Origin of the sequence: Lamprobacter sp., assembly GCF_034860625.1 — a bacterium.
Lineage (GTDB): Bacteria > Pseudomonadota > Gammaproteobacteria > Chromatiales > Chromatiaceae > Lamprobacter.
This window is the reverse complement of record NZ_JAYESN010000005.1, coordinates 26,215-44,839: the sequence shown is the minus strand read 5'-3', so window position 1 is coordinate 44,839 and position 18,625 is coordinate 26,215. Positions and strand designations below refer to the sequence as shown.

16 protein-coding genes are annotated in these 18,625 nt (G+C 60.4%); 9 read left to right on the top strand and 7 right to left on the bottom strand.

The window, feature by feature from the left end; genetic code table 11:
- Positions 1-51: 51 nt before the first annotated feature.
- From VBE63_RS02390 to VBE63_RS02375, 4 genes are all read right to left on the bottom strand, one after another.
- On the bottom strand, positions 52-444 hold the full coding sequence (locus VBE63_RS02390) for a thioesterase family protein (RefSeq protein ID WP_323681390.1): 393 nt from the start codon (positions 442-444) through the stop codon (positions 52-54).
- An 86-nt stretch (positions 445-530) separates the two neighbouring features.
- Positions 531-947 carry a 6-carboxytetrahydropterin synthase gene (locus VBE63_RS02385; protein WP_323681389.1) on the bottom strand — a complete coding sequence of 139 codons (417 nt, stop codon included), beginning with the start codon at positions 945-947 and terminating at the stop codon, positions 531-533.
- A 136-nt stretch (positions 948-1,083) separates the two neighbouring features.
- A complete protein-coding gene (locus tag VBE63_RS02380; protein WP_323681388.1) occupies positions 1,084-2,076 on the bottom strand; it encodes a zinc-binding alcohol dehydrogenase in 993 nt (330 codons plus the stop codon).
- Between the two features lie 197 nt (positions 2,077-2,273).
- Positions 2,274-2,981: an FkbM family methyltransferase gene (locus VBE63_RS02375; RefSeq protein ID WP_323681387.1), complete on the bottom strand. Its 708-nt coding sequence runs from the start codon at positions 2,979-2,981 to the stop codon at positions 2,274-2,276.
- A 150-nt stretch (positions 2,982-3,131) separates the two neighbouring features.
- On the opposite strand from VBE63_RS02375, the gene VBE63_RS02370 reads away from it, so the two are divergent.
- The 4 genes from VBE63_RS02370 (at position 3,132) to speE (ending at position 7,756) form a co-directional block, all read left to right on the top strand.
- A complete protein-coding gene (locus VBE63_RS02370) occupies positions 3,132-5,555 on the top strand; it encodes a hybrid sensor histidine kinase/response regulator (RefSeq protein ID WP_323681386.1) in 2,424 nt (807 codons plus the stop codon).
- Complete coding sequence (locus tag VBE63_RS02365; RefSeq protein WP_323681385.1) at positions 5,552-6,457, top strand: response regulator; 906 nt, start codon at positions 5,552-5,554, stop codon at positions 6,455-6,457. Before VBE63_RS02370 ends, VBE63_RS02365 begins: the two co-directional genes overlap by 4 nt.
- Positions 6,447-6,782, top strand: coding sequence for a metalloregulator ArsR/SmtB family transcription factor (locus VBE63_RS02360; protein ID WP_323681384.1), 336 nt, complete (start codon positions 6,447-6,449; stop codon positions 6,780-6,782). The genes VBE63_RS02365 and VBE63_RS02360 overlap by 11 nt, the downstream gene beginning before the upstream one ends.
- Before the next feature lie 107 nt (positions 6,783-6,889).
- Entirely contained in the window at positions 6,890-7,756 is an 867-nt protein-coding gene (gene speE, locus VBE63_RS02355; protein ID WP_323681383.1) for a polyamine aminopropyltransferase, read from the top strand.
- A 153-nt stretch (positions 7,757-7,909) separates the two neighbouring features.
- Here the strand turns inward: speE and VBE63_RS02350 are convergent, their stop codons facing one another.
- The 3 genes from VBE63_RS02350 to VBE63_RS02340 all read right to left on the bottom strand — a co-directional run bounded on the left by VBE63_RS02350 (position 7,910) and on the right by VBE63_RS02340 (position 10,430).
- Positions 7,910-9,178, bottom strand: coding sequence for an ammonium transporter (locus tag VBE63_RS02350; RefSeq protein WP_323681382.1), 1,269 nt, complete (start codon positions 9,176-9,178; stop codon positions 7,910-7,912).
- A 23-nt stretch (positions 9,179-9,201) separates the two neighbouring features.
- Positions 9,202-9,540: a P-II family nitrogen regulator gene (locus VBE63_RS02345; RefSeq protein WP_200346057.1), complete on the bottom strand. Its 339-nt coding sequence runs from the start codon at positions 9,538-9,540 to the stop codon at positions 9,202-9,204.
- A gap of 125 nt (positions 9,541-9,665) precedes the next feature.
- Positions 9,666-10,430: a TorF family putative porin gene (locus VBE63_RS02340; protein ID WP_323681381.1), complete on the bottom strand. Its 765-nt coding sequence runs from the start codon at positions 10,428-10,430 to the stop codon at positions 9,666-9,668.
- 332 nt (positions 10,431-10,762) lie between these two features.
- Here VBE63_RS02340 and ubiK point away from each other — a divergent pair, with 332 nt between their 5' ends.
- The 5 genes from ubiK (at position 10,763) to VBE63_RS02315 (ending at position 17,818) form a co-directional block, all read left to right on the top strand.
- Positions 10,763-11,041 carry a ubiquinone biosynthesis accessory factor UbiK gene (gene ubiK / locus VBE63_RS02335; protein WP_323681380.1) on the top strand — a complete coding sequence of 93 codons (279 nt, stop codon included), beginning with the start codon at positions 10,763-10,765 and terminating at the stop codon, positions 11,039-11,041.
- 26 nt (positions 11,042-11,067) lie between these two features.
- Positions 11,068-12,624 (top strand): YifB family Mg chelatase-like AAA ATPase, encoded by a 1,557-nt coding sequence (locus VBE63_RS02330; RefSeq protein ID WP_323681379.1) that lies wholly within the window; start codon positions 11,068-11,070, stop codon positions 12,622-12,624.
- 2 nt (positions 12,625-12,626) lie between these two features.
- Complete coding sequence (locus VBE63_RS02325) at positions 12,627-14,564, top strand: ATP-binding cassette domain-containing protein (RefSeq protein ID WP_323681377.1); 1,938 nt, start codon at positions 12,627-12,629, stop codon at positions 14,562-14,564.
- Positions 14,564-15,130, top strand: a complete 567-nt coding sequence (locus VBE63_RS02320) for a DUF2939 domain-containing protein (RefSeq protein WP_323681376.1) — start codon at positions 14,564-14,566, stop codon at positions 15,128-15,130. Before VBE63_RS02325 ends, VBE63_RS02320 begins: the two co-directional genes overlap by 1 nt.
- Before the next feature lie 171 nt (positions 15,131-15,301).
- Complete coding sequence (locus VBE63_RS02315) at positions 15,302-17,818, top strand: glycogen/starch/alpha-glucan phosphorylase (protein WP_323681375.1); 2,517 nt, start codon at positions 15,302-15,304, stop codon at positions 17,816-17,818.
- Positions 17,819-18,625 lie beyond the last annotated feature (807 nt).

Below are 18,625 nucleotides of genomic sequence, written 5' to 3'. Positions count from 1 at the left end.
GACGCCATGCCATTTCGTTCACCGATGCGACGATTGTCCTTCAGCGGGTCATCAGGCGGAGAGGGCGCTGACGAGGGATGTCGGCAGCGCTTGGCTCTTGCCGGTGCGCGGGTCGATGGCGACGTGGATGCTAAGTGCCGTTGCCACCTCATGCGTGCCAATGAAAAACGCATAGGCCAAGCTGAAACGTCGCTCGCCAAGCTCCTTCAGCTCAATGACGACATCGACCTGATCGCCATGCCGCAGCGGTCGCCGAAAATCGGCCTCGACATGCACCAACGGCAGGCCAATCTGGCGCCCACGAATCAGGCCATCGACGGGCCAGCCGATCCTGGCCATCATCGCCTCATAGGCATCATGGGCATGGCGGAACAGATGCGCGAAGAACAGCACGCCGGCCGCATCGGTGTCGTGGAGCGCAACGCGGAAGTGATGCTCGATCATGGGTACCGGTCCTGTTTTGCCAAGTTGCCTAGCGCCGTCTCACTCGTGTTGGCCTCCGTGGATGCGCCTTGAACTGCTGCGGCCTCTTAGTCGTTGCCCGAGGCCGGCAGCTCGGCCTCATAGGCGGCCCAGGCGACGTGCGATTCGCTGAGCTGGACGCGCATCGCGGTCAGCCCCTTGGCCGATTCACCGAGATCGCCGGCGCTGATGCGGGCGGCGAAGCGCTCGAAGATCGCGCGGGCGAGAAATTCGGTGGTCGTATTCTGGCCCTTGAACGCGGGGTGCTCATCGAGATTTTGGTAGTCGAGCGCGCCGAGCACCTCGCGCAGGACCATCGAGGCCTTGCCGATATCGACCACCAGCCCATCCGCATCCAGCTCCGTGCGGCGGAGCTCGCAGTCGACTACATAGGTGGCGCCATGCAGTTGTTGCGCGGGGCCGAAGATCTCGCCGCGAAAGCTGTGGGCGATCATGATGTGGTCGCGAACGCAGAGGCTATACATAATGGGCCAGCCGGTTGATCTGAGGTGTGAATACGCAGTGCCAGAAGAACATGACCGGGCACCTGGAGTGAACAGTTTCGGGGGCAATCATGGTCTGCTGGGCGCCAGCGGATGGCAGATTGGCCGGGCATTGGCTTTAGGGATAACGGATACGGTGCATCAGGGTTGCGCCTGGGGCTTTGGCCAGCCTGGCCATCACCCGCGGCAGGTCGGCAAAGGCATCTTCGCCGGTGATTAACAGATCCAGCACGGGGTCGGTCAGCAGCGACAGGGCGAGCTGCAGGCGCCGCCGATGATTCCAGCGCGCGCGTTGTTCCAGCGGCAGGCTGCCAACCTGTGAGGAGCGCAGGGTTAGTCGGCGCTGATGGAAGGCCTCGCCCAAGGGCAGGCTGACCTGCTGGCTGCCAAACCAGCTCAGCTCCAGAACGGTCGCCTCAGCACCGGCAAGCCTGAGCGCCGTGATCAAGCCGTCGGCGGTACCACTGGCATGCATCACCAGGTCCGCATCCGGTCGGGCTGCTGCGGGATCACTAAACCTTACCCCCAAGGCCGCCGCCGTCTCGGCGCGCTGCGGATAGATGTCGACGAGCTCCACCTCGCAGCCCGGTATCCTGCTCGCAAGCCAAGCACAGAGGCAGCCAACCGCCCCGCCACCCACCACCGCAATCCGATCGCCGAGACGCGGCTGCGCGTCCCAGAGCCCATTGAGCGCCGTCTCCATCTGCGCGGCGAGGATCGCCCGCTCCGCTGGCAGCCCTGCCGGCAATGGATGCACCGCGATGGCCGGCACGCGATAGCGATCTTGATGCGGGTATAAACAAAAGACCCGTTGGCCGATCAGTTCGGCATCCTTGGCAGTCTCGGTGGCCTCGACGCGGCCGACACTGATATAGCCGTACTTGACCGGCGCCGGAAACTGGCCGACCTGGAACGGGGCGCGCATGCGCTGGTACTCGCTCTCTGGGATCTCACCGCGAAACACCAGTCCTTCAGTGCCACGGCTGATGCCGCTAAAGAGCGTGCACACCTCGACCTCGCCTGCTCCAAGCCGCGCGAGTGTCTCGCTTCGCAGTGCCCCCTGCCCCGGCTGAACGAGCCAGAACGCTTGCGCTTCATCAGTCATGGTCATGCCTTGGCATCCCTCCTCTTAGGCTACGGCTGAAAACGGCATATCAATGGCTCTGTGTGGCTCTAGATGAGCGCCTCTGGTGCAATGCTGCCAAAGATTCGATACCGCCCGAAAGTGCCCAAGCTCCAATATCCCAAGCTCCAATATCGATAATGGCGTGGGTCATCAGCATGTATCGAGACCTCAACAGCGTTGCACTAGGTATTCACCCGCACCGCGTAGACATCCCCTGAATTCGCTGCTTCTGGCAACCCCTTGATCCAGCCGCCGATCTCTTCGGCACTCAGCCATTGGGCATGTATCAGCGACGCGCTTGCACCTAATGCGGCGTTATAGCGATAGCGACCGAGCCGCTCGCATTCCTCGAGCGCCTGCAGCGCAACCTGGCGCTGAATGGTCGTCAACTCGAATGAAAGCGCCGCCAAGGGACAACTCAGCCCTTGCAGGACGCTGGCCTCGTAACCCTCAACGTCGATCTTGCAGAATCGTGGCTCTCCGTAACGCGCGATCAGCGCATCCAGCGTCGTCACGGGCACTTTGACCCTGCCCTCCCAGCGCTGGCCTTGCCATGCCTGCCCGCCTTGGGCTGCGCTAATGAAGATGCGCGAGAGCGAGCTGACGCTTGGGTTGGCAAGATTGAGATACATCTCAGCCTCAGCCCTGTCGGCACCCACTGCAAGCTGTTCAAGCACTACTTGCCGGTCACGGCCATGCAGTATCCGCAATGCCCGCGCTAGCGAAGGCTGTGGCTCGACAGCGACCACTCGCGCCTCCAGCCGACGCAGGCTCGCGATACAATCACCAACGTGAGCGCCAATATCGAAGACGAGATCCCCTGGTCGCACGAACTGGTCCAGTAACCGATCGCGCCAGGCACCATCCGCGCTGCGGTAACGCTGGGCCAAAGAGCGGACAACCCCCCACTCACGTCGTATTGCGTTCCTTACCCTGGACACAAGCGGCTCATCTTCCGGGGTGGCATTGGGCGATCAGCGTTCGCTCTAAGTCTTCGTTCCATCGATATCCTTGTTACTGTTTGGCCGGTGCAGCGTTGTATGAAGCTTCGCTACTACATCTTACTACTGCTGCTCGCTTTCGGGCTGGTGCCCTTGATCATCGCTGTGCTGATCAACCTGCCGCTGGTGATCGATCGTACCGCGATGTTCTACCAGAAGGCTTATCTACAGAATCTGCGTGCGGATTTTCGCGATCTCGACCAACATCTCGCCAGCCGCCACGAGATGATCCGGCTCCTAGCCAAGCTGCCTGAGCCCGGCATCATCCTCGGCGAGGCGAGCGATGAAGAGGCCATCGACCTGGCGCGGGCGCGCTATACCGGCTGGATCAACCAGATGCTCAGCGACCAAGCCGACTTGATCGAGATCCTCTTCGTCGATGGCGATGGCAATGAGCGCTTTTGGCTCGCGCGCGACGCATCGACCCGCGAATGGCGACCGACCGAGTACCCACCCGACCCACCGAGCCGAGGCTTCACCAGTGCCGGTCTGAAGCTGAAATCTGGCGAGGTGATCGTCAGCCGGATTCGGGTCAACTCGTTCGCAGCCAGTGAAGATCCTCGGCAACTGATGACGCTCCAGCTTGCAAGCCCGGTCGGTCAGCATGCCGAGGACAAGACCAAACCACCCGGCCTGCTCATGATGACCATCGATGTCGGTGGGTTGGCCAATTTTTACAACGAAACCCTCTGGGTCACCAACGACGGGCGCTATCTACGTCCAGGCGAGCCGTTCAGCGAAGAAGCCCTGGCATTCGCCGATTTTCCCGGCCTAAAAGCAATCTTCGATGAAGAAAAACTTGCCCTTTGGAAAGAGGATTTCGGACCACCAATGCTCTGGGTGCCAATGTTCCTGACCGAGAATGCCCAGCCACTCTGGGTCGGGCGCCCGGTCGATCCCTCGCCTATCGCCAATTTTCGCAACGCCTTGGTCGGGCGGGTGCTGAGTATCGTACTCGTGCTGATCTTGGTGGTGCTGATCATCGCACGCTGGCTAGCATCGCGTGCCGAACGCTTCGGCAAGCAGTTGACCAGCGGCGTTCGCGGCATTCTGCGCGAAGAGCAGACCCCTCGATTCCGCTGGCAGGGTCCCAGCGAAGTACGAGAGCTTGGCGAGCAGCTCAATGCCCTTGCGCAGAGTCATGCCGAGCATCTCAGCGCGGAGCGCCAGCATATGCGACAGCTGGAGCAATCGAATCGATACAAGTCGGAGTTTCTGGCGAACGTCAGCCACGAGCTACGCACCCCCTTGAACTCGATCTTGTTGCTCTCCAAGCTGCTCGCGGCGCAAGAATCCGGGCTCGACGACGACCAAAGGCGCCAGGCCAAGGTGATCAACGAGGCCGGACGTGACCTGCTCGCGATGATCGATAATGTCCTCGACATCTCGCGGATCGAAGCTGGCGCGGTGACCGTTCATCTCGAATGGGTCCTCACCAGACCGATGATCGATGAGCTGGTTGTGATGCTGGCACCGATCTTCGCCGAAAAAGGCATCAAACTGTGCGTCGAGCTCAGTGCCGCAGCGCCTGACCATGTCTACAGCGATCAAGCCAAGATTCGCCAAATCCTGAAGAACTTCCTCTCCAACGCGGCAAAGTTCACCGAAGCCGGACAGGTGACGATCGCCGTGCGGCCCGGAGAGGGGTGCTATCCCCTCGCGATCTCAGTAACCGATACCGGTATCGGCATTCCTGTCGGCAAGGAGGAGATCATCTTTGAAGCCTTCAGACAGGCCGACGGCTCCACACGCCGCCGCTATGGGGGCACGGGGCTCGGGCTATCCATCAGCAAGGAGCTCGCACAGCTACTCGGTGGCCAGATCACCGTCACCAGCACACCAGGGCTTGGGTCCAGCTTCACGCTTCATTTGCCCCTTGTACGCGATCCAAGCAGTCTGCATGCGGTCGAGGTGATCGAGGCGGAGGCATCACCGCCCAACACCGCGGCGGCCAAAATACAGCAATCCTCATCCAGCAGATCCAGTGCCGGTGTCGATGCGCTCGGCATCCTAGAGCAAGATGCAGGCGCCAAGCCCCCCTCTGCTGCGGCTGACACCGATTACTGCAACCAATGGGTCTTGCTGGTCGAGCGCGATGTGCAGAGCCTGCTCGCTGTCACTGAAGCGCTTGAGGCACTCGGTCTCCAGGTGCAGACGGCTGCGGATGAGGAAGAAGCGCTTGAAACCCTTTCCGAAGAGCACGACTGCTCCCTGCTGCTGCTTGCGGCCTATCTTAAAGCTGACGACGCCTGTGCTACGATCGCACGAATACGGCAAAGGGTTAGGCTGACCGAGCTGCCGATCGCTGTGCTCGGCGATTTGGATACCACCGCGCAGGGACGCTGTCTCGAGGCAGGAGCGTGCTGTTTCCTGAACAAGCCGATCGACCCAACTGCCTTGGCGCATCTCATCCAGGCCTCATTACGCCCAAATGCGCTTGAGGCTACCGAGGAGACGGCATGATGGGCGGATTCGACTACAAATTGCTGATCGTCGACGATCACGCACCCAACCTCTTCACGTTGCGCAAGCTGATCGAAAAGCATCTGCAAGCGACTGTCCTCGAAGCCTCCTCTGGTCGCGAGGCGATTGATTTGACGCTCAGCCATCATGACATCGATCTGATCATTCTCGATGTGCAGATGCCGGAGATGGACGGCTTTCAAACCGCATCACTGCTCAAGCGCCGCCGACGCTCGCGTGACATCCCGATCATCTTTCTCACCGCCGCCTTCAAGGCCGAGGAATTCCAACAGCGCGGGTTTGCGATTGGCGCTGTCGACTACTTGCTCAAGCCCATCGATGACAACCTACTGATCAACAAGATCAGCACCTACTTCAGACTGATCGAGAAGGAGCGCTCGCTCAACCAGAAACTCGAGCTCAAGGTCGCCGAGCGCACCGCCGAGCTCGCCGAGGCACGGCAGTATCTGGCCAACATCATCACCCACATGGGTGAGGCCCTGCTCGTGCTCACCCCCGAGGGCGAGATCAAGATCACCAACCCAGCCGCCTGCCGGATGCTCGGCTACAGCGAGTCAGATCTGCTGGGACTCTCCATCGGCGACGTCTTCGAGGAAGAGGGCGACGAGGAGGCCGGTGCCTTCATGGGCACCTGGCTCGAGGCCTTGATTCGCACCGGCGCGCTAGCCAAGATCGATGCGCGCTTCATCGCCAGCAACGGCCGTCGCGTCCCCATCTTGTTCTCGCGCACCGCAATAAAAGATACTGATGGAGCAATAACGGATATCATCTGCATCGCGAAGGACATGAGCGGCTATGTCCGCATCGATAACGACAACGTCAGGGAAGCGCTGACGACCACCCATCTTGACAGGACGACGGAGGCTGACCATGACCGATGACCTGCCAGCCGAACATTCTGACCTCGAAGATACCACCCTGACCGCCATGGCCTTGAAAGCGATGGCGCATCCGCTGCGCTGGAAGATCCTCTGTTCGCTCGGCCAGAACGAACTCTCGGTCGGGGAGATCGTCGAGCGCACGGGGACCTCGCAGAGCAACATCTCCCAGCACCTTGAGCAGTTGCGTAACAAGAACATTGTCATCGCGCGCAAAGAGGCCAACCGCATCTTCTATCGCATCCGCAACGACCAACTGTTGGAGCTGATCGGTATCATGCGCGATGTGCTCTGCCCAGCGAACCTCGACGATCGCTATCCACGTTGAAGACGCGCACGGGGGTGTGAGGGTGAAGAGCGAAGGATGAAAGTGAAGATGAAGATGAAGATGAAAGGTGAACATTGAAGGGTGACGCGAGGAGGAGACCGACGCTGATGTTAGACGAGAACAACTGGTTTACCGAGGTTGCTGAGGCTGCTGGGAGCGCCTTTTCGCTGCGCGTGAAGTGCCGACTGCATCATGAGGAGAGCCCATTTCAGACCATCGAGGTCTATGAGACCGAAACCTTCGGCAACCTGATGGTGATCGACGGCTTCACGATGCTCTCGACGCGCGAGAACTTCCTCTACCATGAGATGCTCTCACACCCGGTACTCTTCACCCATCCCGCGCCGAGGCGGGTAGCCATCATCGGCGGCGGCGACTGTGGCACCCTGCGTGAGGTCCTACGCCACTCTGAGATCGAGTCGGCGGTTCAAATCGACATTGATGAGCGCGTAACTCGTGTCGCCGAACAGTTCTTCCCTGAGCTCACCGAGTCCAACGCCGACCCGCGTGCAACCTTGTTGTTCGAGGACGGGATTCGCTGGATGCGGGAGGCGCCCGAGCATTCGCTGGATGTGATCATTATCGATAGCACCGACCCGGTCGGTCCCGCCGAGGGATTATTCACCACGGCCTTCTATCGTGATTGCCACCGCGCGCTAGCGCCCGGTGGGCTGCTGGTGCAGCAGAGTGAATCGCCCCTCTACCACATGGAGATCATCCGTGGTATCTACGCGGACACTCAGGCCGCTGGCTTCCAAGATCATGCCACCCTGTTCTTTCCTCAGGCGATTTATCCATCGGGCTGGTGGAGCGCCACACTGGTGAGTCGAGATCAGCCCGTTCCCGACTTCCGCGCCACGGCGGCCTCCAAGCTGCCGTTCCCAACGCAGTATTACACCGCTGAGATCCATCGCGCCGCGCTGGCACAGCCGGCCTTCTTCAAACGGGCGCTCGCAAGCACCCAAGGCGAATAGCCTGCTTGCTACTTATCTGTCCCGGCCCATGAGCTAGACTCCTGGCTTCTGATCGATCAAGCGCCTCCTGTTGCGACCTCTCTCCGACACCCAGACACCAAAACGGGGCCCGAAGGCCCCGCTGCAAGGCAGATACGCGGTTAGCGCAATCCGTCAGATTCCAGCGCCACCGCGGGAGCCAACGAATTCAGGATAGGCCTCGAGGCCGCACTCGCCGACATCGACACCTTCGTACTCTTCCTCTTCGCTCACGCGGATACCCATCACCAGCTTGATCAAGAGCCAGACGATGATGGAGGTCGTAAAGACCCAAGCGAAGATCGATGCCAGGCCAATCAACTGCGGCAAGATACCGACATCGCCATTGGTAATCGGCACCGCTAGGAGGCCCCACATGCCGACCACGCCGTGGACAGAGATGGCGCCAACCGGATCATCGATCCGCAGCTTGTCCAAGGCGATGATCGAGAACACCACGATGACACCACCAACACCGCCAATCAGGGTTGCCGCCAGCGGTGTCGGCGTCAGTGGCTCTGCGGTAATCGCAACCAGACCAGCCAGCGCACCGTTGAGTGCCATGGTCAGATCCGCCTTACCGAAGATCAGCCGCGCGGTAATCAGCGCAAAGACGAGTCCTCCAGCCGCCGCCATATTGGTGTTGACGAAGACTGCGGCGACCGCATTAGCGTCCGCAATATTGGAGACGACAAGCTGGGAGCCGCCGTTGAAGCCGAACCAGCCGAGCCAGAGGATGAAGGTGCCAAGCGTGGCGAGTGGAAGATTGGCGCCAGGGATGGCGTTGATCGAGCCATCTTTTCCATACTTGCCCTTACGAGCACCGAGCAACAGTACCCCAGCCAGGGCTGCGGAGGCACCGCAGAGGTGGACGATACCGGAACCGGCAAAGTCACTAAAACCAAGGCCGTCAAGCCAGCCGCCGCCCCACTTCCAGTAGCCCTGAACCGGGTAGATGAAACCGGTCAAGATAATGGCAAAGAGCAAGAAGGCCCAAAGCTTCATGCGCTCAGCAACAGCACCCGAGACGATCGACATCGCGGTGGCGACGAAGACGACCTGGAAGAAAAAGTCGGCCATTGCTGAATAGTAGGTCTCGCCATCACTGGCCAGCACGTCCGCGACTTCATTGTCGCCGCCAAACATGAAGGTCCAGTTGATGTCCGGGATGATGCCGTTGCCACCGTTCGGGTACATGATGCCGTAACCGATGATCATGTACATAATGCAGGCGATCGCGAACAGCGAGACGTTCTTGGTCAGGATCTCGGCAGTGTTCTTGGCGCGCACCAGACCGGCTTCGAGCATCGAGAAGCCAGCGGCCATCCACATGACCAAGGCGCCCGAAACCAGGAAGTAGAACGTATCTAGCGCATAGGCAAGTTGTATAGTCGGTTCTTCCACTGTTGGATTCCTCCGTTGCCGAGTTAGAGTGCGTCCGGGCCGGTCTCACCGGTACGGATACGGATGACTTGATCGACATCGCTGACGAAGATCTTGCCATCGCCAATCTTGCCGGTTCGAGCGGCGTTACTGATCGCCTCAATCACTTGGTCGACCAGGCTGTCGTCGATGGCGATCTCGACCTTGATCTTGGGCAGGAAGTCAACGACGTACTCGGCGCCGCGATAGAGCTCGGTATGGCCTTTTTGACGGCCGAATCCCTTGACCTCGATGACCGTGATGCCCGAGACGCCGATATCGGCCAGCGCCTCGCGCACGTCATCGAGCTTGAAGGGTTTGATGATGGCAGCAACCAGCTTCATGAATGTGCTCCGTTGGATGGGTGGCGGCTGGCCCGCTGTCGGCCAGCCGCGTTAGACGATCGCAGATCGGCCATGGCCGTTAAGCGCTTGTGCACTGAAGCTCAAGCAAATGGCGAGCCAATCGATCAGAATTCCTTGTTCCAGCCAACCCAGAACTTCGGATCGGTGTCGTAGCCCACATCCTGCTTGCCGTTGTTCTGGTCCCAATTCAGACTGAAGGTGCCAAAATCTCCAGCATCGCGAGAGATCGAAGCACCAAAATTCCAGTAGTTAGCAGTCTCGGTCAGCTCAAACGTATTACCGGCAGCGTCCGTATAGTAGCCAACGGGAATGTCGTCATGGCGGAACTGGTAGTAACCGGCGCGCAAGCTGAAGCCGAAATCGTAAGGCAGCGCAAAATCGGCGCCACCGAAGTAATACAGGTCACCATCGTCAAATAAACCGTCGTCGTTCTCACCGTAGACGGTATAGGCAATGCCGAGTGTGAACCACTTAAAGGTGCCGCTGAGCGTCAGTTCGGCGAAATCCGAGTCGCGCCCATCAGGATAGGCGTAGTAGATCGCACCGATGTCGTAGCTGAAATCATCATTCACGGCGCCACCGAAGCCGGTGTAGAGATCCAGCTCGTAGTTTGGATCAGAGGTCCCCCAATCGATATTGGATACCCAGGTGCCCGCGTAGAAGCCGCTCTCGTGACCGACATCCAAACCGCCCTGCACGGCCGCTTGATCACCGGTCTGGGTGACACCACGCCAAACGTAGTTGGAAACAGCGCCAATGTTCGCGCTGAACGACCAAGGAGCCTGAGCGGCAGCCGGCGCGGAGACAAGAAGCGAAGCGGATAGCAGGGCGCCAGAAGCAGCCATCATTCCCAAGCGCTGTGTGTTCATGGTCAAGTTACCTCAGTTCATGTCGTAGACGGGCGAGACGACCGCCCTGCGTGGTGATCGTGCCGATCGCAAAATCACAGTCTGGCAGCACCATGCAGCTTGTATGCCACAATGCTTATGTGCCCAAAAGACAACGCATTTGATCAGCATGTCGCAGAATTACAACCGATTTGACGCACTTTCTGAGTGCATCGAGCCCGGTCGCCGCAGGAGCGCACGCACCATTTTAGGGCGTGCATAGTCTGAACTGAGGGCGCGCCACGGTTCAGACGGTAGTCAGGCCTTCGCCCTATAATGCTCTGCATGACTCCCTCACAATGCAGGTGATCCCCATGCTTGACCCAAAACAGATTGACGACCTCGCCCGCCGCTTAGCTGAACATGCACCGAAGGGATTTCAGGTGTTGCAGGAAGACCTCGGCCGCAGCTTTCGTGCAACGCTCGAAGCGGGGCTGGCGCGGCTCGATTTGGTGACACGCGAGGAATTTGATGTCCAGGCTGCCGTGCTCGCACGCTCGCGGGCCAAACTGGCGGCGCTGGAGCAACGTGTCGCCGCGCTTGAGGCACCTGCTGCTGCCCCGGCGGGCGACCCCGATGGGCCGAGTGCCTAGACGCCACAGCCGTCGATAGCGCCCCCTTGGCTCTCTCTATCCTTCACAGCCGTGCCCGGGTCGGTATCCAGGCGCCGGCAGTCACCGTCGAGGTCCATGCCGGCGTTGGCTTGCCGTCGCTATCGATCGTTGGCCTGCCCGAGCTGGCGGTGCGCGAGAGTAAGGATCGGGTGCGCGGTGCATTGGCCAACAGCCGATTCGACTTTCCAGCCGGCAGAGTCACCATCAACCTCGCGCCTGCGGATCTTCCGAAAGAGGGCGGACGCTTCGATCTTCCAATCGCACTCGGTATCCTGGGTGCCTCTGGACAGATTGCGGCAGAACCCTTGGCGCGCCACGAATTCCTAGGCGAGCTGGCATTAAGTGGTGAGCTGCGTCCAATCGACGCCGTTCTACCCGCCGCACTGGCGGCACGCGCTGCCGGCCGCGCGCTGATCCTGCCCCGCCTCAATGCCGCGGAAGCGGCATTGGTGAGCGGCCTCGAGATCTTCCCCGCCGACTGCTTGCTCGATGTGTGCGAGCATCTCAACGGGCGCAAAGCGCTGAGCGTCCATCAGCAGGTCGAGCGCTCTGCAACACCAGCCTTGGCACTTGACCTGGCCGAGGTGCGGGGTCAGCCGCAGGCGAAGCGCGCCTTGGAGATCGCCGCTACTGGTGCACACAGTCTGTTGCTGCTCGGCCCACCAGGCACCGGTAAATCGATGCTGGCGTCGCGGCTGCCGGGGATTTTGCCCGGCCTCACCGAAGCAGAAGCGGTTGAAGTCGCGGCGGTGCACTCAGTCAGCCGCCATGCATCCACGACCCCACTGGCCTGGCGACAGCGCCCATTCCGCTCGCCGCATCACACCGCTTCCGCCATCGCCTTGGTCGGCGGCGGCGCGAATCCGCGTCCGGGCGAGATCTCGCTGGCGCACCATGGGGTGCTATTTCTGGATGAGCTGCCGGAATTCGATCGGCGTGTACTCGAGGTGCTGCGCGAACCGCTCGAGTCAGGCCAGATCCTGATCTCGCGCGCGGCCCGCAGCGCTGAACTTCCCGCCCGATTCCAATTGATCGCGGCGATGAATCCCTGCCCCTGTGGCTACCTTGGCGATCCAAGCGGCCGCTGTCGTTGTACCCACGAGCAGGTCAGCCGCTACCGTGCACGCCTATCCGGGCCCCTCCTTGACCGGATCGACCTGCATGTTGAAGTTCCGAGGTTACCCGCCGAGCAATTACAACGGACGGAACCCACAGCAGTGGAATCCAGCGCAACCGTGAAGCTGCGGGTCGAGGCCGCCCGCTCGCTCGCCATCACCCGTGCAGGGAAACCGAACAGTGCGCTGCAGCCAGGGGAGATCGAGCGCGATTGCCGGCTTAGCAAAGAGGGACGCCGGCTCATGGAGCAGGCCATGCAGCAGCTCGCCCTCTCCGCACGCGCCTACCATCGCATCCTCAAGGTCGCGCGCACCATCGCCGATCTTGCCCAGCGTGAACAGATCGGGATCGCCGATCTAGGTGAGGCCATCGGCTACCGCAAACTAGACCGGGAGTCCCCGCAGGCGCTCAATCTGCCACCGGCAAGGTCTCAACGAGGGGCCTGATCATGCTCGAACTGCGTGGTCTCAGCCTACGCCGCGGCACCAAGCTGTTGCTTGAAGATGCTGATCTGCGTGTCCATCCAGGGCAAAAGTTGGGTCTCGTCGGCGCGAACGGCTGCGGCAAGTCAAGCCTGCTCGCCCTGCTTCGGCAGGAGCTTGCAGCCGATGCAGGTTGTGTCTCGATCCCCGGAGGCTGGGAGGTCGCACATGTGGCACAGCACACCCCATCCGGAACCCGTGAGGCGATCGAGTTCGTCATCGATGGGGACAGAGAGCTTAGACAGCTGCAGACGGACCTCGCCGAAGCCGAGGCCGCTGAGGATGGCCTGCGCCAAGGCGAGCTGCTCGGACAGCTGGAGTCGGTCGGCGCCTGGGAGGCTGAAAGCCGCGCAGCACAGTTGATGCATGGACTCGGATTCGCGGTCGGCGAAGAGCGCCGGCCGCTCGATGCCTGGTCCGGGGGCTGGCGCATGCGCCTAGCACTGGCTCGGGCACTCATGTGCCGTTCTGATCTGCTGCTGCTCGACGAGCCAACCAACCACCTCGACCTCGATGCGGTGATCTGGCTCGAAGGCTGGCTGCGTGCTTACAGTGGGACGCTGGTCTTGATCTCGCACGATCGCGATGTGCTCGATGCCGTGGCCACCAGTATCTGCCATCTCGAACGGCAAAAGCTCTGGACCTACAGCGGCGGCTACTCGGCGTTCGAGCGCCAACGTGCTGAGCAGTTGGCTCAGCAACAAGCCGCATTCGTGCGCCAGCAGCGCGAAGTGGCCCATGTGCGCTCCTTCATCGACCGCTTCCGCGCCAAGGCGACCAAGGCCCGGCAGGCGCAGAGCCGATTAAAGGCGCTCGAGCGTCTTGAGCTGATTGCCCCAGCGCATGTGGATACCCCGTTCCGATTCCGCTTTCGCAATGCGGAGACACAACCCAATCCTCTGCTGCGGCTGGAGGAGGTCGCTGTCGGTTATGGTGCCGCTGCACCTATCCTCAATGCCGTGACCCTGTCGCTTCAACCTGGTGACCGCATTGCCCTACTTGGCCCAAACGGCGCTGGCAAATCGACCTTGATCAAGGCCCTCGCCGGTGAGCATCCGGTGCTCAAGGGCAGCCGCACCGAGGCCCAAGGTCTGCGCATCGGCTACTTCGCCCAGCACCAGATGGACCAGCTAGACCCGGAGGCCTCGCCGCTGCGGCATCTCGCCCGGCTCGACCCAGCAGCAGCGGAGCAGCAGCTGCGTGATTTCCTCGGCGGCTTCGGCTTCAGCGGTGATCAAGCCACTGACCCTGTCGCACCCTTCTCTGGCGGAGAGAAGGCACGGCTAGCTCTGGCACTGGTCGTCTATCAACGACCTCACCTGCTGTTGCTAGACGAACCGACCAACCACCTTGACCTCGACATGCGACATGCGCTGAGCGAGGCCCTGCAAGACTATGAAGGCGCCCTGGTCTTGGTCTCGCATGACCGGCACCTGCTTCGCATCACCTGCGATCACCTGCTGCTCGTAGATGAGGGTAGTGTCAGCCTCTTTGATGGCGACCTCGACGACTACCCGAGTTGGATCAGCCAGCGCGCCGCACAACGTCGGCAGGCGACTAACGCCAGCTTCATCAGCAACAGCGACAACCAGTCATCGACAACAGCCCTTGGGATCGCCTCGAAGAAGCAGCTGCGTCGACGCGAAGCCGAGGAGCGAGCAAAGCTGCAACCCTTGCGCCACGAGCTTAAGCGACTCGAGCAGCGCCTCGAGACCCTCAGCGAGCAAGCGCAGCAGCTTGAGCAGCAGTTGGCAGAGCCAGCCCTTTATGAAGCGGACGCCAAGCCTAGGTTGTTGACTCTGTTGGATGAGAAGCGTCGCGTCGATGTCCAACTGGCCGCTGTCGAACAAGCATGGCTCGAGCGCGGAGAAGCGCTCGAGCAGCTCCAGGCTCAGCCATCCTGATGTCCGCTGCAGGTCCGCTACCAATACCCAAGGCGATGCCACAGCCTCGGCGGCTCCGCATCCCTCCTCCCTTGCGCGGGCTATTGCTCGGCCTTGGCATTGCGCTCAGCCTCTATCTGGTTTCACCCTATTTCACCCTGTGGCGACTGAACCTCACCAGCGTCAACGGACCCACCTCGGCACTCAGCGCCTTAGTCGATCTCGATGCGGTGCGCCATCAGATCCAATGGCGACTCAACAAGGATCACCATAGCACCATCGGCGAGGTCTCCGACGACTTCATCGAGTGGATACAGCACAGCCTCAAAAGTAACGGGTCGGAGGCATTAACGGGCGCGGTCACGCTCCCTTGGCTGCGCCAACTCCTGCTCAGTCACGCCATCGATCGCAAGGGCTTCTGGCCCGCGCTCAGCTATGCGTGCTTCGTCTCGCCGACCCGCTTCCGGGTACAAATTGGTCATCCACCAGAATCCCCAGGCCCAGCACAGGCGACACAGCCTGTCCCCTTGCACTTGCAGCTCGGGCGAACCTGGCTCAGTTGGCGCGTGATCGCCGTCTACTACTGAGCAGCCGTTGTCGTACACTGCCCTGACTGACCGATCGACCCCGACCCCTTTGAAAAGAATACCGCGGACGCCTGTTAAGTCGTTCTCAGCAAGCCACAACGCGCGTTATCTTAGGGTCTTTCACCTTCCCCAGCACCGCGTCGCTCACCCCTCTAGCGCAGGATTTCCATCATGTCTCCATTCAAAGACCTGACCGATAGCACACCTAACGAACGTCTGTTCAAGCTCGAGCCGCTCGGCATGGACGCTGAGAGTATTGGCCACGACTTCCAGCATTATTACGCCCACACCTTGGGCCGCGACCGCGATTGCCGCTCTGCCTACTACCCATACAAGGCCTTGGCGGTGACCCTGAGAGATCGGCTCATGGAGCGCTGGAAGCGCACCCGCCACGCTCATGACCAGGCGAATTGCAAGCGCACCTACTATCTCTCGCTCGAGTTCTTGATGGGGCGCTCACTGAGCAATGCCCTGCTCAATCTCGGCATCACCGATGAAGCACGCCAAGCGCTCTACGAGATGGGCCTGGTCTACGAGGAGATCGAATCCGCCGAGATGGACGCCGGCCTTGGCAACGGCGGCTTAGGACGCCTCGCGGCCTGTTTTCTGGATAGCTGCGCAACGCTGCAACTGCCGGTGAAAGGTTATGGACTCAGATACGACTTCGGGATGTTTCGGCAGTTGATCGACAACGGCCGTCAGCTCGAGGAGCCCGACCACTGGCTGCGAGACGGCAATCCCTGGGAGCTGGAACGCCCCGAGTACACTCAGCGCATCCCCTTTGGCGGCCATACCGAGACCCATCAAGACGATCAAGGTCGCATGGTACAGCGCTGGGTGAACACGCACGACGTACTCGCCGTGCCTTATGACATTCCGATCCCTGGCTACCAGAACGACACCATCAACACGCTGCGTCTTTGGTCCGCCGCTGCAACCGACGCCTTTGACCTGGGTGAATTCAACGCCGGCAGCTACCCGGAATCGGTCGCTGCCAAGAACGATGCCGAGCACATCACCATGGTGCTCTACCCGAACGACGCCAGTGAGAATGGCAAGGAGCTACGGCTGCGCCAGCAATACTTCCTCGCCTGCGCCAGCATCAAGGACGTGATCCGCGAATGGCAGCGGCTGCACGGCGAGGACTTCAGCGAGTTCGCGGACAAGAACTGCTTCCAGCTCAACGATACCCATCCGGCGGTTTCGGTGCCAGAGCTGATGCGCCAGCTCATGGACCTCCATCACATGGAATGGGATCAGGCCTGGGAGATCACCACCCGCACCATGGCCTACACCAACCATACGCTACTGCCAGAGGCCCTGGAGCGCTGGCCAGTGCGCCTGTTCCAGCAACTGCTGCCGCGCATCCTCGAGATCATCTACGAGATCAACGCCCGTTTCCTGTCCGAGGTCGCCTCACGCTGGCCGGGCGATATGGATCGACAGCGTCGTATGTCGTTGATTGAAGAGAGCGATGACCCACAAGTGCGCATGGCCTTCCTCGCCATCGTCGGCAGCTTCTCGGTCAACGGTGTCGCCGCGCTGCATTCCGAGCTGCTCAAACAGGGGCTGTTTCGCGACTGGTTCGAGCTCTGGCCGACAAAATTCAACAATAAGACCAATGGGGTCACCCCTCGCCGCTGGCTCGCGATGTGCAATCCAGGGCTACGCGAGCTCCTCAATGAGACCATCGGCAAGGACTGGGTCCGTGATCTCTCGCTGCTCGAAAAGCTCGCTCCCAAGGCTGAGGACGCGGACTTTCGTGAGCGTTTCGACAAGATCAAACGCGACAATAAGGTCCGGCTTGCGGAGATGGTCAGCTCAACCTGCCGGATCGAGTTTCCGGTCGAGTTCATGTTCGACGTCCAGGTCAAGCGCATCCACGAGTACAAGCGCCAACTGCTCAACATCCTGCACGTCATCCACCTGTATAACCGCATCAAACATGGTGACGGCAACATTGGCGCGCCACGCTGTGTCTTAATCGGCGGCAAGGCGGCGCCCGGTTACGAGATCGCAAAGCTGATCATCAAGCTGATCAACAACGTCGCCAAGGTCGTCAATGCCGACCGCCAGGTCACCGAGCAGCTGCGCGTTGCCTTCATCCCGGACTATCGCGTCTCAGTGATGGAGGTCTTGGCACCCGGAACCGACCTCTCGGAGCAGATCTCGACCGCGGGCAAGGAGGCATCCGGGACTGGCAACATGAAATTCATGATGAACGGTGCTGTCACCATCGGCACCCTCGATGGCGCCAACATCGAGATCCGCGAGCGGGTCGGCGATGAGCACTTTTTCCTCTTTGGGCTCACCGCCGAAGAGGTCGCCCACACCCGTGCCCACTATGACCCCAATGGCATCATTGCCCATGACGATGCCCTGCGCGAGGTGATGGCCCTGCTGGAATGCGGCCACTTCAACCAATTCGAGCCTGGCATCTTCGACCCGATCATCCAGGGCATTCGCAACCCCGATGATCCCTGGCTCACGGCGGCCGACTTCGACAGCTATCGACAGGCGCAGCAACAGGCCGCAGAGGCCTACATGGATCGCCCGCGCTGGCTGCGGATGAGCATCCTGAACACTGCGCACAGCGGTCATTTTTCCTCCGATCGCACCATCGCCCAGTACAACGAGGAGGTCTGGAAACTGACCCCGATCGCGCCAACGGCGCATGGCCAAAGGTGATCGGCGTGACGATCATCACCAGGTCCAGCCCGCTCATACTGCTGAATCCGCAGCCAATAGCAAGAGCGCACTGGCACCGACCTGCGGACCGTTGCCTTGGTCGAAACCCTGGAACGGCTCATCTCGGTCTTATGGTCGCTCGACCTGATCACCGGACAACACTGACCCAAGAGCCCAGATTCCACCAGATGTTCGTATCCGTGGGTCAGGGCGAATGTCTACAGACTTAGCGCAACGTCGGGGTTGGTGTTGACCTTAACCGAGCCAAGCCTCAGCCCAGTCATTGGCCATCCCTAGCGAGCAAGGAAGCTCGCAACCCTCAGTGCAGCTGTGCTTATTTTCGACGGACGTACCCTGATGCCGTGATGGACTGCGCAAGACTCCAGCAGGTATGTCAAGGCATTCCGCTCATTGAGCAACCTGCTTATGGTCGATCGATCAGCCAAAAAACCAGGTTGCTTATTATTGATGATTTAAATATCTCATTCGTGGTAGTAATAAGCTCCGTGCATAACCAAGGATACTGACCAAAAAACCTTTATATTGAGTAAGTTATACACATCATAAGGCTGTGATCTAACGCCTAGATAGTCGTTGATGAGCTGTGGATAAAAGAGCCTCTAGAATTGATCGACAGGTTGTCCACAGGTAGGGCCTCCTGCTTCTGAACAGGATGTACGGGATGCTGCTGAACCCCGTTTTAGCTGTGCAGGTTCAAATTTTGTTGGTGTTGGATCTGGCAGGAACCGCTAGCGTCGGCGATATTTCAAAGCATCCCAGACGCGTTGTTCGCCAAGGTCCAGTCCG